The organism is Solirubrobacter soli DSM 22325, assembly GCF_000423665.1.
GTDB classification, from domain to species: Bacteria; Actinomycetota; Thermoleophilia; order Solirubrobacterales; family Solirubrobacteraceae; genus Solirubrobacter; species Solirubrobacter soli.
Window position 1 is genome coordinate 25,645 of the sequence record NZ_KE384069.1, and the last position, 13,975, is coordinate 39,619.

The 13,975-nt window shown below is 72.7% G+C and carries 12 protein-coding genes; 6 read left to right on the forward strand and 6 right to left on the reverse strand.

Features of this window, described 5'->3' with window-relative positions; genetic code table 11:
* Positions 1–130: 130 nt before the first annotated feature.
* Both ligD and G569_RS0129690 read right to left on the reverse strand, forming a co-directional pair.
* Positions 131–1,045: a non-homologous end-joining DNA ligase gene (gene ligD / locus G569_RS0129685; protein ID WP_211233131.1), complete on the reverse strand. Its 915-nt coding sequence runs from the start codon at positions 1,043–1,045 to the stop codon at positions 131–133.
* The gene (locus G569_RS0129690) at positions 1,046–1,606 is read right to left on the reverse strand and encodes a TetR/AcrR family transcriptional regulator (protein ID WP_028066108.1); all 561 of its coding nucleotides are present in this window, start codon (positions 1,604–1,606) and stop codon (positions 1,046–1,048) included.
* Positions 1,607–1,689: 83 nt separating this feature from the next.
* Here G569_RS0129690 and G569_RS0129695 point away from each other — a divergent pair, with 83 nt between their 5' ends.
* Together G569_RS0129695 and G569_RS0129700 are read left to right on the forward strand one after the other, a co-directional pair.
* On the forward strand, positions 1,690–2,532 hold the full coding sequence (locus G569_RS0129695; RefSeq protein ID WP_028066109.1) for an SDR family oxidoreductase: 843 nt from the start codon (positions 1,690–1,692) through the stop codon (positions 2,530–2,532).
* Positions 2,529–3,428: an SDR family NAD(P)-dependent oxidoreductase gene (locus G569_RS0129700; protein WP_028066110.1), complete on the forward strand. Its 900-nt coding sequence runs from the start codon at positions 2,529–2,531 to the stop codon at positions 3,426–3,428. Before G569_RS0129695 ends, G569_RS0129700 begins: the two co-directional genes overlap by 4 nt.
* Here G569_RS0129700 and G569_RS63150 read toward each other — a convergent pair.
* Positions 3,353–5,581, reverse strand: a complete 2,229-nt coding sequence (locus G569_RS63150) for an autotransporter outer membrane beta-barrel domain-containing protein (RefSeq protein ID WP_157592411.1) — start codon at positions 5,579–5,581, stop codon at positions 3,353–3,355. The two genes, G569_RS0129700 and G569_RS63150, sit on opposite strands and share 76 nt — an antisense overlap.
* A 65-nt stretch (positions 5,582–5,646) precedes the next feature.
* Here G569_RS63150 and G569_RS0129710 point away from each other — a divergent pair, with 65 nt between their 5' ends.
* Positions 5,647–6,513, forward strand: a complete 867-nt coding sequence (locus G569_RS0129710; RefSeq protein ID WP_084285778.1) for a glutathione S-transferase family protein — start codon at positions 5,647–5,649, stop codon at positions 6,511–6,513.
* Here G569_RS0129710 and G569_RS52645 read toward each other — a convergent pair.
* Complete coding sequence (locus G569_RS52645; RefSeq protein WP_157592412.1) at positions 6,456–8,264, reverse strand: cyclic nucleotide-binding domain-containing protein; 1,809 nt, start codon at positions 8,262–8,264, stop codon at positions 6,456–6,458. The two genes, G569_RS0129710 and G569_RS52645, sit on opposite strands and share 58 nt — an antisense overlap.
* A gap of 523 nt (positions 8,265–8,787) precedes the next feature.
* On the reverse strand, positions 8,788–9,594 hold the full coding sequence (locus G569_RS0129725; RefSeq protein ID WP_028066114.1) for a DsbA family protein: 807 nt from the start codon (positions 9,592–9,594) through the stop codon (positions 8,788–8,790).
* A gap of 54 nt (positions 9,595–9,648) precedes the next feature.
* Here G569_RS0129725 and G569_RS0129730 point away from each other — a divergent pair, with 54 nt between their 5' ends.
* The 3 genes from G569_RS0129730 to G569_RS0129740 are packed head-to-tail and all read left to right on the forward strand — an operon-like array spanning position 9,649 to position 12,022.
* Positions 9,649–10,191, forward strand: coding sequence for an RNA polymerase sigma factor (locus tag G569_RS0129730; RefSeq protein ID WP_053227159.1), 543 nt, complete (start codon positions 9,649–9,651; stop codon positions 10,189–10,191).
* A complete protein-coding gene (locus tag G569_RS0129735; protein WP_028066116.1) occupies positions 10,188–11,201 on the forward strand; it encodes a hypothetical protein in 1,014 nt (337 codons plus the stop codon). Before G569_RS0129730 ends, G569_RS0129735 begins: the two co-directional genes overlap by 4 nt.
* A gap of 56 nt (positions 11,202–11,257) precedes the next feature.
* Positions 11,258–12,022, forward strand: coding sequence for a hypothetical protein (locus G569_RS0129740; protein ID WP_028066117.1), 765 nt, complete (start codon positions 11,258–11,260; stop codon positions 12,020–12,022).
* Here the strand turns inward: G569_RS0129740 and G569_RS0129745 are convergent.
* A complete protein-coding gene (locus tag G569_RS0129745) occupies positions 12,012–13,967 on the reverse strand; it encodes a hypothetical protein (RefSeq protein ID WP_028066118.1) in 1,956 nt (651 codons plus the stop codon). The genes G569_RS0129740 and G569_RS0129745 overlap by 11 nt on opposite strands.
* Between the last annotated feature and the right edge of the window lie 8 nt (positions 13,968–13,975).

The window sequence follows — 13,975 nt, forward strand, 5'->3', positions numbered from 1 at the left end:
GCGGCCGATACAAGGGGTGTCAGACAGCGACGGCAACCCGAGGGCTGAGACCTCGTTTTACGACGTCCCCCGACCATAACCCGCCTGATCTTCTGATGGCCGAAGCCCGCTCCCGAGCGGGCTTCCGCGTTTAACGGGGCGCTTCGCGCACCACGTCCGCCGCGGCCTTGTCGTCGCGCATTCCCAGGAACTTCGGGTGGCGCAGGCGGCCGGCGGTCGTCCACTCCGAGAAGCCGAACTCGCCGACGAGCTCGGGCTCGATCCAGGTGGCGTCGCGGTAGTTCGGGGAGTCGGCGAACGGGGTGGTCTCGCGGACCAGGGCGCGCATGCGGGCGCCGAGGTCCTTGAGGGTCTCGCGATCGAAGCCCGTGCCGACCTTGCCCGCGTAGCGGAGCTCGCCGTCGGCGTAGTGGCCGACGAGCAGCGCGCCGAACTCCTCGCGCGACCCGCGCGGCGCGGTGAAGCCGGCGATGACGAGCTCCTGGCCCTGCTCGCACTTGAACTTGAGCCAGTCCTTGGAGCGCTTGGACGTGTACACCGAATCGGCTCGCTTGGCGATCACGCCCTCCCAGCCCTTGGCGCACGCCTCGGCGAACATCGCCTCGCCTTCTTCATTCCGGTGCTCCGTGTACCGGACGTGGTTCTTGAAGTTCAGAGAATCCTTTAGAAGGACTTTCCGCTCGCGCAGCGGGCGGTCGCGGACGTCCTCGCCGTCGAGCCAGAGGATGTCGAAGACGTAGTAGAAGATCGACGCGTCCTTGTGCCCGAGGCCCTGGAACGAGGTCCGCGTCCCCTCAAACGCGACGACCTCTCCGTCGATCGCGAAGCGGGTGCACGGCTGCGACTGGAGGTCCTCGACGACGTGGGGGTAGCGGCCGTTGAGCGACAGGTCGTTGCGCGAGAGGAGCTTGACCGCGCCGTCGTCGCGGATCGCGATGCAGCGGATGCCGTCGAGCTTGCGCTCGAAGATCCAGTCGGGATCGGAGAAGCGGGCGTCGGTGAGGACCGCCTTCATCGCCGAGGCGGTCGTCGGGGCGTCGGACATCTATGCGGCAGTGTGCCGCAAGCCGTCCATCAACAGCTTCAACAGCGTGGCGATCTGGTCCCGGTCATCGGTGGACCAGACCGGCCCCATGGCGCGCCAGATGTCGTCCGCGGTCACGTCGGACCGCAGGACGCCGGCCTCGACGCCGGCCGCCAACAGCTCCCCGAGGGCGGAGAGGATCTGCACCCGGGTCTCGGCGTAGACGTCCGAGCCGCCCGCGACGATCTGGGTCAGCGCGCCGCGCATCCCCTTCTTGGTCTCCGCGTAGGCGACGAAGCGCTCCATCCAGCGCTCCAGCGCGACGTCGGGCGGGTGGGCCTTCAGCAGTGCCTCCGCCGCCTCGCACAGGTGCTCGACCTCCGCGCGGTAGGCGGCCTCGACGAGCGCGTCGCGGGTGGGGAAGTGGCGATACAGCGTGCCGATCCCGACCCCGGCGCCCTTTGCGACGGCGTCCAGGGAGACCTCGGTGCCGACGGTCGCGAACAGCTCACCGGCCGCGTTGAGGAGCTTCTCGCGGTTGCGGCGGGCGTCGGCGCGCTTCGTGGTCTCAGGACGAGTCATCGAGATGTAAACGGAGGGTCCCTCCGGTTGGTGCTACATTGAGCGAACCGGAGCAATCCTCCGCTTGATTCTAGGAGGCATGAATGTCGAAAGTCTGGTTCATCACCGGCACTTCGAAGGGATTTGGCCGTGTCTGGGCCGAGGCCGCGCTCGAGCGCGGCGATCGGGTGGTCGCGACGGCGCGCAACGCCGCCACGCTGACCCCGCTCGTCGAGACCTACGGCGACCTGGTTCTTCCGCTCGCGCTGGACGTGACCGACAAGGCCGCGATCGACGCGGCCGTCAAGCAGGCCCATGAGCACTTCGGCCGTCTCGACGTCGTCGTCAACAACGCCGGCTACGGCTTGTTCGGGACGATCGAGGAGGTCACCGAGGAGCAGGCGCGGGCGCAGATCGAGACGAACGTGTTCGGCGCCCTGTGGGTGACCAAGGCGGCGCTCCCGATCCTGCGCGAGCAGCGCTCGGGCCACATCATCCAGGTGTCGAGCATCGGCGGCGTCAACGCCTTCCCGGGCATCGGGCTCTACCACGCGTCCAAGTGGGCGCTCGAGGGCTTCACGCAGTCGCTGGCAGGCGAGGTCGCGGGCTTCGGGATCAAGGTCACGATCATCGAGCCCGCCGGTTTCTCGACCGACTGGCGCGGTCCCTCGGCGGTCGTCGCCGACCCGATCCCTGAGTACCAGGCCGTCCGCGACTATCGGGCGGCGCGCGCCAACGACGGCGACAACGAGTTGTTCGACCCGGGCGACCCCGAGGCGACCGGCCCGGTGGTCCTCGAGCTCGTCGACGCCGACGAGCCGCCGTTGCGGCTCTTCCTCGGCACCGGCACGCTGAACATGATCAAGGACGAGTACGCGAAGCGGATCGCCGAGTGGGAGCAGTGGGACCACCTCGCGGTCGCCGCGCAGGGAGGGGTGAAGGCGTGAAGTACGGGTTCGACACCACCGCGCTGGAGGTCGTCGAAGGCGTCGACCTCTCGGGCAAGCGGGCGATCGTCACCGGCGGCGCGTCGGGCATCGGCATCGAGACCGTCCGCGCGCTGGCCAAGGCCGGCGCGGACGTGACGATCGCCGCCCGCGACGTCACGGCCGGCGAGCGCGTCGCGACCGAGACCGGCGCCACCGGCGTCAGCTACCTCGACCTCGCCAATCTCGAGTCCGTCGAGGCGTTCGCTCGTGGCTGGGACGGCCCGCTGCACCTGCTCGTCAACAACGCGGGCGTGATGGCGATCCAGGAGCTGACGCTGAACGGCGACGGCCTGGAGATGCAGTTCGCCACCAACCACGTCGGTCACTTCGCGCTCGCCACCGGCCTGCACGGCGCGCTGGCGGCCGAGGGCGCGCGGATCGTCTCGGTCAGCTCGAGCGCGCACCTGCGCTCGCCTGTGATCTTCGACGACCTCAACTTCGCCTTCCGCGACTACACGCCGTTTGGCGCGTACGGTCAGGCGAAGACCGCCAACGTCCTGTTCGCGGTCGGCGCGACCGCCCGCTGGGAGCGCGACGGCATCTACGCCAACGCGCTGCACCCCGGCGGGATCGCGACCAACCTGCAGCGGCACACCGGGCCCGAGCTGATCGAGCAGGCGCTCAAGAGCGGGCTCGTGCTCAAGACCCCCGAGCAGGGCGCCGCGACGTCGACCGTCCTCGCCGCGCGGCCGGAGCTCGAGGGCATCGGCGGCCGCTACTACGTCGACTGCAACGAGGCGCCGGTCGTCGACCGCTACGACGCGGGCGGCGTCGCTCCCTACGCGCTCGACCGCGACAACGCGGACCGGCTCTGGGAGCTGAGCGAGCGGCTCCTCGGCGCGCACGTCCGGTAGCGCCGCGTGACGGTGAAGGTGCGGCCGTCGGCGAGCTTGACGGCCACCTTCACCGTGTAGCGCCCCTTCGGCAGACCGCGCAGGGTGATCGTGCCCGTGAACGGCTTGGCCTTCCTGCCGTTGATCGAGACGGTCGCCTTGGCGATCTTGACGCTCGCGGGGTGGCGGAGCCGCAGCGTGAGCGTCCGGCGCGACACGCACCGTGTGTTGGCGGGGAGCGCGACGAGGTCGGCGGCGGTGAGCGTCGACGTGGGGGTCGCGGTCGGCGTGGGCGAGGGCGAGGCGGTGGGCTGCGGGACGGCGGTCGGCGTCGGCGACGGGTCGGCGGTGGCGGTCGGGTCGGCGGTGGCGGTGGGTGACGCCGTCGCGGTCGCGGTGGCCGTCGGCGTGGCGGTGGCGGTGGGTGACGACGTCGCCGTCGCGGTGGCCGTGGCCGTCGGCGTGGCGGTCGGCGTCGGCGTGGGGCTCCCGCACGTCGCGGCCGCGGCCGGGCACAGCGCCAGCCCGCCACCCACGACGCCGAGCCGGAAGCGGCTCGCGGCGGCCCCGGTGACGCTCGAGAACGCGCCGCCGAGCGTGCCCGCGGTCACGATCGGCAATTGGTCGCCCGCGGTCGGCACATAGGAGCCGAGCAACTCGAGCGTCCCGCCGAGGCTCGCCGCGCCGGTCACGGCCAGCAGGTCGTGCTGGTCGGCGCCGGCGCCTTCCAGCTCCATCCGCAGCAGGCCGCCTCCGAACTGCGTGAACGCGCCCGCCACGTTCAGGGTCCCGGGCGAGGCGCCCGGCTCGATCGTCCCGCCGTTGTTGGTCACGTCGCGCACGGTCCCGCGGCCCTTCAACGTGCCGCCGTCGAGCACGACGTTCTTGTTCAACGTCGCGCCCGAGAACACGTTCGTCAGCCCGGCGGACTGCGTCAGCGTGCCGTAGGCCGGGCCACCGCCGCCGAACGTCCCGGCGTTGATCGTGATCGTCCCCGAGTTCTTCAAGGAGCCGGTGCCGAAGAAGGTCGTGCCGGTGTTCTTGACGATCGCGCCCGAGTTGTCCAGCACGCCCGGACCAGAGAGCTCGCCTCCGGTGACCGTGATCGTGCCGCTGTTCTCCCAGCTACCCGCGTCGAGGTCGATGCCGCCGCCCTTGAACGCCGTCGCGCCCCGCGTGTCCAGCACGGCTCCGCCGTCGAGGTGGCTCGACGTCGCGTCGATCTGCAGCGGGCCGTCGATGCGCGTCCGCCCGCCGCCGAGGTGGGTGCCGAGCAGGTAGGAGTCGGCCGGGCCGATCGCGCGCAGCTCGCCCGCGCCGTAGCGCCCGCCGGTGCCGCGGATGTCGTGCAGCTCGATCGCGCCGACGGTGGCGTCGGCCCCGAGCTCGAGTCGCGCGGCGAGGTACAGCGCGAGCATGCCCGGCGTGAAGGTCGCCCCGGACAGCACGCGGGCCTTGCCCACGCTGTTGAGCTGCGGCGACATCTCGAAGCGCCCCGGTCCGGTGACCGCGGAGCCCGCGGCGAAGTCGAACGTCGAGCCGGTGCCGGGCCGCAACGAGAGCGTCCCGGTGGCCCCGATCTCGAAGCTGCCGGTGCTCGCGGGGGAGTCGGGCGCCGGCGCGATCTCGGTCAGCACGTCGGTCCGCAGCTTGCCGCTGTTCTGGAACTTCGTGGAGATGTTGAGCACGCTGTTGTCGACCGTGACGTCGCCGGTCGGCGTGATCGTGGTGGTGCCCGCGCCGAGCACGGCGCCGGTCCACTTCACGCCCGCTCCGGAGATCACCAGCGACGTGCCGCCCGTGAGCGTCAGGCCGCCCTGGTAGGCGCCGGGCCCGGCGAACGTGACGACGGCGCCGTCGCTGGCGACCGCGCTGGTGAACGAGGTGACCTCGGTCGGATGCCCGGTGATCGTCAGCGACTTCTTGATGTCGAGCGCCGATCCGTTCTGCACCGCCTGGACCGTGATCGGGACATCGAGCGTCACCTTGTGGCCATCGTCGGTCGGGCCGAGGTTGGCGACGTCGCCGGGGCCTGCCACCGCTCCGTTGAACCAGTTGTTCGGGTCACTCCAGTTGCCGCTGAACCCGGGACGCCAGATGCGCGTCACGGCCTGCGCCGGCGCGGCGAGCCAGAGGGTCAAGAACGCCGTTCCGATCAGGGCCATTCGTGGCATACGGGCGAGTATCTCCGGACCCGTCGAGGAAAATCAACGGGTGGAATCCTTCACCCCTGAGAGCGATGCAAGATCCCGACGCCGCAGCCGATCATCCTGTCCATGCCCTGCGTGATCAAGCTCATCATGGATCTGGTCTTCGGCCCCGAGGAGCAGATCGCCTACGTGTCGGTGACGACGCGCTGAGGCGCCTCGTCACCCTCCCGATCAGCCACTACTGCGAGAAGGCACGCTGGGCGCTCGAGCGCGCCGGGCTCGCCTACACCGAGGAACGCCACGTCCAGGGCGTGCACATGCTCGCCTCCCGCCGCGCGGGTGGAAACGGCACGACGCCGGTCCTGGTCACCGGGCACGGCACGTTCGCCGGCTCGGAGTGGATCGTGCGCTACGCCGATCTGCACCTGGAGCCGCACCATCGCCTGGCCACGGGCGACCCCGAGGTCGAGACGCTCTCGCGCCACCTCGACGACGGCCTCGGCCCGGACGGCCGCCGCCTGATCTACGCGCACATGCTGCCGCGCCCCGAGCTGATGCTCCCCTACAACGACCAGGGGGTTCCGGCATGGGAGGACAAGGCGCTGCGGAGCCTCTACGCGCTCGCCAACCGCTGGGCGCGCCGCCACCTCCAGCTCCGCAGCCTCGACGACGATCGCGCGAAAGTGCTCGCCGAGTTCGACGCCATCGCCGCGCGGCTCGCCGACGGCCGCCCGTACCTGACCGGCGACCGCTTCACGGCCGCCGACCTGACGTTCGCCTGCCTGGCCGCCGCGGTCGTGCTCCCGCCGGAGTACGGCGTGACGCTGCCGCAGCCGGACCAGTTGCCCGGCCCGGTGCGCGAGGACATCGAGCGCTTCCGCGCCCACCCCGCGGGCGTCTACGCGCTGGCGCTCTTCGCAAATCTTCGCCGGAACGCGCCCGTCCAGCCTTCGTAGCGCGCGAGCTGCGACTGCTGCGCCGCCAGCCGTGCGGCCATCGCCTCCTGGAGCGCGTCGACGAGCTCGGGGCGCGCGTTGAGCAGCGGCTGCAGCTGGCGCCTGCCGACCTCGTAGACGAGCGCGCCGTCGAGCGCCCGCACGGTGGCCGAGCGCGGCTCGCCGGTGAGCAGCGACATCTCGCCGATCACGCAGTCGCGGCGCATGCCCAGCCCCACGTCGGTGCCGTCGGAGCGGCGCAGCAGCACCTCGACCGAGCCGTCGACGACAGCGAACAGCGAGTCCCCGTCCTGGCCCTGCACGATGATCCGTTCGAGCGGCCCGTAGAGCTGCGGGCGGGCGCTGTGGGCGAGCCGGTCGATCTCGTCCTCGGCGAGGATCGAGAACGGCGCGGTCGCGCCGAGCAGGTCGGCGAGGACGTTCAGCGGCGGCGCGTAGCCCGCGGGCAGCTCGGCGCCGACCTCGATGCGGTCGGAGTCGTAGCCGTCGCGCTGCTGCAGCAGCGCCACCCGCGACGGCTGGTTGAGGTGCGCCTCGAACAGGCTCACCGCGCGCGGGACGCACTCGTCGCCCGTGTGGTCCATCAGCCCCAGTTCCCGGGCCCGGTCGGCGACCTGGTTCATCGAGTCCCGGTACTGGTTGCACGCCGAGCCGAACAGGCCGTCCTGGTCGCCGAGCAGCTTGCCGAGCGGCCCGGGAACGCGCAGCGCGCGCGTCAATCCGAGTTGACCCTGGCGGTGCCAGAGCACGAACTTGCGGACCTCGGCCGGCAGGTCGGCGAGCTCCGGGAACGCGTCCGGCGTCTGCCGCAGCACGGCGCGCTCGGCGTCGCGGAAGACGCGGTGCCACGTCTCCTGGGCGTGGTCGAGGTTCGGTCCGGCGAGCTCGATCGCGTGCTGGAGGTCCCGGTGATGGACGTGCAGGAACTGCAGCGTCGCGCGCCGCTTGGCGATCAGGTTCATCGCCGAGACCGGGCCGGAGCGGGGGAGGCCGCGGGTGGTGATGGCCCGCAGGCCCCAGACGCCGCGCCAGCCTTCGACGTCGAGCCGCGCGCGGATCGGCGCGAACTCCGGCGCGGTCTCGAACGCGGCGCGCTCGTCCGCGCTGAGGATGTCGCCGATGTCGTCCTTGACGGCCTCGACGATCCCGAGCGCCGTGAGGAACTCGAGATACAGGCCGACGCGCACCAGCCAGCCGGGATCGGCGAGGTTGCGCCGCTTGTGGACGATGTCGCCGACCAGCGCACGGGTGTAGAGCTCGGCCTTGTGCGCGCCGATCAAGAGCACCGGGAACCACGGGTGGTAGGCGTGCGAAAGGCCAGGCGCCTGGCGTTCGGTGTCGGGCTTGACGACGCGCTCGACGATCCGCTCATAGAGCGAGCCCATCTGCTCGACGTCGTAGACCTCGAGCGTCGCCTCGGCGCTCGTCTCGCCGACGCGGACCTCGACCGCCAACTGCTGCGAGAACAGCGTCGCGAACGAGTACTCGCCAGGGAGGTCGTCGAGCGCGATCACATACGTGCCGTCGCCGAGGGAGGTCTCACGCAGGCTGCCGTCCTCGGCGAACACGGTCGGCGTGACGGTGCGACCGCCGACGACGAGGTCGCACCCGGCGCCGTCGGTGACCGCGATCAGGAGGTAGTACGCGCCGTCGCGGAACGCGACGGCGTCGCTGGAGCCCATGCCGGGATGGCGCGCCTCGTCGGTCGGGCGCCGCCCGGGGGAGAACGGGATGATGCGGACCGCCGGCACGGGCGGCGACGCTACCTGTCCGAGGGGGCGTACGTCCAGCGCGCCGGCGGGCAGCCGCGCTCGGCGAAGCAGACCTTGCTGAGGTCGATCCGGCTCGCGTCGACGCGCCCGATGACCTTCCCGGCGGCGTCGTAGCCGACGATCCCGCGCCTGCACCCAGATCACGTAGCCGTGGCGGACGCCCTCGGCCACGGCCGGCGGACTGTCGTCGAAGGTCGCCTCGACCCGCACCACCGAGCGCGCCGTCACGCCCATGATCGGGAAGCGCCCGCGCTCGTCCCAAGGCCGCCCGTGCACCGAAGCGGGCCCGAGGAGGACCACCTTGCGGTCGGCGAACGTCTTGCGCCAGTCCTCGATCGTCGCGCCCTCGCTCTCGGCAGTCGTCCGGCTACACCTGCGGGATCGCGATCCCGAGCTTCTGGACCGACCCGCGCGCGACGACGCCGCGGCGGGTTCGCTCCGCGCCCGCTTCAAGCTCGAGTGCAGCATCGCCCCTCAGTGCCGCGAGGGGCTGCAAGCGTGACTAGGCGGTCCAGTAGAAGTCGGCGCCGGCCGGGATCGGCGTGCCGGCGCGGGCGAGGGCGGCGCGGGTCTTCGCCGGATCGGCCTGCATGATCGCGATGACCTCGACCGTGGCCAGCGGCTCCGGCGCCCACGCGAGCACCTGCTCGACCGACTCGGGCTTGGCCCGGCGGGCGAGGCCGAGGTTGGCCAGCGCGGTCTCGTAGACCTCGATCGGGTTGTAGCCGGGGATCGAGAACGTGCGACCGTCGGCCGTGATCTCGTAGCTCGGCGCCGTGTAGCGGCGCTCGTGCTCCGGACCGCCCAGCTTGTGGTCCAGCCGGCGGGCGGCCGGGCTGGGGGAGCGGGCGGCCTCGATGTCCGCGCGCAGGGCGTCCTCCACCGCCGGCATGCGCATCCAGTTCTCGAGGTCGGCGGGGTCGAGACCGACGTCGGTCGCCGCGCCGTGGATCAGCGCCGGGTCGTCGAGAAGGCCGCGCTGCATCGCCCGGACGCGCAGTCGGCGCAGTAACGGTGCCTCGGCGCCGGGGGCGTTGAGGCGGGCGGCGACGACGGCGCGGCAGGCGGGCTGCGACGAGAAGGTGCGCTCGTACGGGTTGGGGTCGATCGGCATCCCGTACTTGCGCTGCAGGCCGGGCGCGCCCTCGGCGAGCTTGGCGTCCTCGCCGGGCTCGAGCGTCAGCACGATCATGTTCAGCCGCCACCGCAGCTGATCGCCGTAGTACCAGCGCAGCCGCTGGCGGTTCGGTTCGGCCGAGAACGCGAACGGGCAGGCAGGATCGGTGAAGAGCGTGATGTCGGCGGCCACGCGCAGGCAGGCTAGCCGGTCACAGGATCCTCACCTCGCCGTAGGGAAGGGAAGGTGAACCGCTCAGACGAACAGCTCCTGGCCGCCACGCGCCGCGATCCGCGGGCGTTCGGCGAGTTCTACGCGCGCCACGAGCGGGCGGTGTTCCGCTACTTCTACCGGCGCGTCGGCGACGTGGAGCTGGCGGCCGACCTGTCGGCGGAGTGCTTCGCGGCGGCGCTGCTGTCGTGCGGGCGCTTCCGGGCGGGCGAGGCGCCGGCGGTGGCGTGGCTGTTCGGGATCGCGCGCAATGTGCTGGGGCGCAGCTTCGAGCGCCGGCGGGTGGAGTCGCGGGCGCGTGCGCGCCTCGGGATGCCGCCCCTGGTCCTGGCCGACGACACCCTCGACGCGCTCGAGCGCATCCATGCCGGCCAATTGCTCGAGAACGCGCTCTCGTACCTCCCGGACGACCAGGCGGAGGCGGTCCAGGCCCGGGTGGTCGAGGAGCGCTCGTACGAGGAGATCGCGCGCGAGCTGCGGACGTCGGAGGCGGTCGTGCGCAAGCGCGTCTCGCGTGGGCTGGGTGCGTTGCGTCGTCACGTGGAGGACCAGGCATGAGCGATCTGCCGCAGTTGGAGACGTTGCTCGTCGACGCGGCCGTGCGGCGCCGGCGACGGCGGCGCGTGGTGGGCGGAGCGCGGGTCGCCGTGCTCGCCGCGGCGGCGGTCGTCGCGTTCGTCGCGATCCCGCGGTCGCCCTCGGACGTCGAGGTCCCGGCCGTCACGCCCGGGTCGGTCGAGGCGAACTATCACGTGTTCCGCCGGCCGGCCACGCCCGCGGACGGCGGCGCGGAGAGCCGCGCGATCGGGTCCGCCGGCGGCGCGTTCCTGCGCCGGATGCAGGGCGAGGTGTGCCTGGTCTTGAAGGGGCGCGGTACCGGGCGCGCTCCGTGCGGGCCGGTCACGTCCGCGCTGGACGGCTTCCTCAAGCAGGACTTCGACGGCGGCGTGGCGTTCGCGTTCTCCGACGGCGTGCGCAAGGTCTCGCTGATCCTGGCCGACGGTGACGAGAAGACGCTCCCGGTGGTGGACAACGGCGTCGTCGTCGACCTGCCCTCGCCGGTCGTGCGGGCGAACTGGACGGCGGCCGACGGGAGCGCGAAGGGCACGAGCTACGCGGGCGCGGCGGCGCCTCCGGCCGACATGTTCGCGATCCTGCGGGCGCCGTCGGACGGCCGCGACGAGCTGCCGGGGCTGCCCGGATCACGCCTGGCGCTGCGCGCCAACTCGGTCAAGGTGTGGCTGGTGCCGCGGCGGACGACGATCTGCGTCGTGATGCGGATCAAGGACCGGTCGGCGTCCGGCTGCCAGCCGATCGGGATCGCCAACCAGGCCCCGATGGCGATCGCGATGCCCGGCAGCGCGGGGCGCGTCGTGGTCGTGGTCCACAACGACGCGATCACGGACGTCTCGGTCTCGAAGGGCTACGCGCAGGCGGCGTACACGGCCAACGTGTTCATGTGGACCGACACCGGCGGGCCGCGGACGCTGCGCTACGTGACCCGCGACGGCCCGGTGCGCAAAACGCTGCGCAAGTTCCCGTTCAACGCGCGCATGCAGGCTCCCTGACGTCGACCCTCGCCGGAGGCGGTGGACCGCGCCGGGAGCGCTGTACTCTGCCGCGCGTGACCGTCCTCGATCTCGTCGAACGCATCGCCCGTCAGGAGCTGATCGAGCTCCTCGGAGACGTCGAACCGCCGCCCGCCTCCGGGCCCGTGCGCGTGCGCTCGACCGAGGAGGAGCTCGCGGCGCGGCTCGCCGCCGAGCACCACGGCGAGTGCTGGGCGACCTTCGCCGCGGGCGCCGTCGACGCGGGCTTCGCGGGTCGCGCGCTCGACCTCTACGCGTTCGCGACGCCCTGGCTGGACGGCGACGACGCCGTTGCCGCCGGTGCCGCCGAGCTGCTGATCCAGATCGCCGACGGCTACGCGCTGCTCTCCCACCCGGTCGCGATCGCGCCGCTGCCGTTGCCGTTGAAGGCGTTCGCCGAGGTCGTGATGCGCGCGCTCGCGATCGACGGGTGGGCCGCCGCGCTCGGCCACCCGCTCGAGCTCGACGCGGCCGAGGCCGACTACCAGCTCGAGCACCGCGAGGACCCGGTCAGCGACGATCGCGACCCGCACGCCGACCTCGACGGCGCCCTCTCGGTCGCCGCCCTCCGCCACGAGCTCCTCAAGGTGCTCTGTGACTCCCCGACCGGCCGCACCGCGCTGCAGAGCGACGGCTTCCGCGGCTTCGCGGTCGAGCGGCTGGCCGAGGCCTACGGCTGGTCCTACTGGGTGCGCACGGAGGACGAGGGCAAGACCGCCCAGCGACTCGTGCGCATGGCCGAGACGTGGTTCATCGCCGCCCACGGCGCGGCCGCCTCGAGCCGGGACGTCAGCGTCTGATCTGCAGCGTGCGCTCGCGGGCGGCGTTGCCCGCCGTGTCCGTGACGACCAGGCGCATGCGCCACGTGCCGGCGCTCAGGCGGGGGAGCCGGACGCGCTGCTCGCCGGCGCCGATCGCCTGCTCGACGACGCGGCGGTCCAGCGTGCGCGTACAGCTCTTCCCGCGTGCGCGGCCCGGGGCGACGCAGCGCTTGCCACGGCGCACGCCGCGGGCCTGCTTGGTCAGCACGACGCGCACGCGGCCGGCCTCGTCCGTGGTCAGCCGGAGCGTGCCGCGGATCACCGCGAAGCTCAGCAGCCGCGGGGCGCGCGCGTCGTGCGGAGGCGGGGTCGTCGGCGCCGGGACCACGACCGGACCCGGAGGCGGCGGCGCGTCGGCGACCTCAAGCACCCGCCCCGCGGTCGACTGGTTGCCGAAGTCGTCACTGAGCAGCACGCCGATCACCTTCAAGCCGGCGGTCGCGAAGGCGTGCGGGCGCGTCAGCCCGCTCTCGAGCGGCCCGTCGCCGAACGCCCACGTCGCGTCCTTCGCCGGGCCGGACCAGACGTCGAGGCCGGTGACGGAGTAGAGGTCGAACCCGCCCGCGACGGGGTGCTGGGGCAGCGTCAACGACGTCACCCGCGGCCCGGCCGCGTCGTAGCCGAAGGCCCGCAGCACGTACCCGCCGTAGTCCTCCTGGGCGGCGAGCGCGACCGCGTTGCCTTCACGGTCGGCGCCGACGGCCAACAGGTTGTCGTCGAACGTCGCCGGGGCGAGCGTCGCCGGGGCGCTCAGGGTGCCGTCGGCGCCGAGCACGCGGCCGATCAGCTTCACCTGCCCCTCGCGCTGGAGCCACGCGAACACCGCCTCGCCCGTGCCCGCGCGGGCGGCTTGGAAGAACCGCGCACCCTCGTCGCCCAACAGCGGCCGCGGCGTCGTCCAGGTGCCGTCGTCACGGCGGGTGGCGTACGACCAGAGGGTGCCGGCGCGGATCGCCGCCACCGGCGCGCCCGGTCCGCCGAGCAGTCGCTCCACCACGGCGCCCGGACCGGTCACCTCCTCGGCGGGGAGCAGGACCGACGGCCACGCGACACCGCGCTTGCGGTGGCGGGCGAGCGAGGAGATCGTCCCGGTCGTGAACGACGCGCGCGTGTAGGTGATCGTGTCCGCGCCGTCGGCGTCGGTGGCCAGCTGGATCGGGACGGCGAGCACGTCGCCCGTCTCGACCGCGCACGCGCCCTCGGCGACCTCGCCCTCGCCCTGGGCGAGCGCGACCGACCAGACCGGCCCGACGACCCCGCGCGAGGAGACGTCGACCTCGCGGATCTTGCTCAGCAGCGTGCACGGATCGCCCGGAGCGCCGGGCGTGCTCCCTCGCTCGAGGAACGTGACGTGGGCGCGGTCGGCCTCGGGCACGGTGATCGCCGGCGACGTCTCCCGCGCGCCTGGGTCGAGCAGCGGAACGCTGTCCCGGCTCCCGAGCCGGTAGACCGCGAGCGCGTCGTCGCGATCGGGCGCGCGGGAGACGAGCCACAGCCGCCCGTCCGGTCCGAGCGCCGCGTCGCCGCCCGCCGGCGCGGCCTCCGCCGGGCTGGTCCACGCCTGCCCCGGCGCCCGCACCGAGGCGTACCGCACGTTGCCGACGTCGAACACCAACGCGGCGGTCCCGTCAGGCCCCGTGAGCACCCGCAGATGCGAGTCCGCGGGCGGAGCCACGGACACCCGCGGCAGGTCGATCACCGGCCCGTACGCCCCACCCGGCGGCCGCTCCCGCACCTCCAACGCCCCGTCGGGAGCGAACCGCGCGACGATCACGGTTCCGTCCTGCGCCATCGCGGCGCTCGCATCGGCCTGCAGAGCGTCCGCGACCCCGAACGGAGGATCGGCGGCGAACCAGCGCGGCTCCGCGGCGGCAGGACTCGCGAGGACCAGCAGCAGCGCGAAAGCGGGGAGGAGGTGGCGCATCCTGCGAG

Excerpts from the sequence above, each read along its gene's own strand:
- ligD (WP_211233131.1), bottom strand. The coding sequence starts at position 1,045 with ATGTCCGACGCCCCGACGACCGCCTCGGCGATGAAGGCGGTCCTCACC.
- G569_RS0129690 (WP_028066108.1), bottom strand. The coding sequence starts at position 1,606 with ATGACTCGTCCTGAGACCACGAAGCGCGCCGACGCCCGCCGCAACCGC.
- G569_RS0129695 (WP_028066109.1), top strand. The coding sequence starts at position 1,690 with ATGTCGAAAGTCTGGTTCATCACCGGCACTTCGAAGGGATTTGGCCGT.
- G569_RS63150 (WP_157592411.1), bottom strand. The coding sequence starts at position 5,581 with ATGCCACGAATGGCCCTGATCGGAACGGCGTTCTTGACCCTCTGGCTC.
- G569_RS0129710 (WP_084285778.1), top strand. The coding sequence starts at position 5,647 with ATGCAAGATCCCGACGCCGCAGCCGATCATCCTGTCCATGCCCTGCGT.
- G569_RS0129735 (WP_028066116.1), top strand. The coding sequence starts at position 10,188 with ATGAGCGATCTGCCGCAGTTGGAGACGTTGCTCGTCGACGCGGCCGTG.
- G569_RS0129745 (WP_028066118.1), bottom strand. The coding sequence starts at position 13,967 with ATGCGCCACCTCCTCCCCGCTTTCGCGCTGCTGCTGGTCCTCGCGAGT.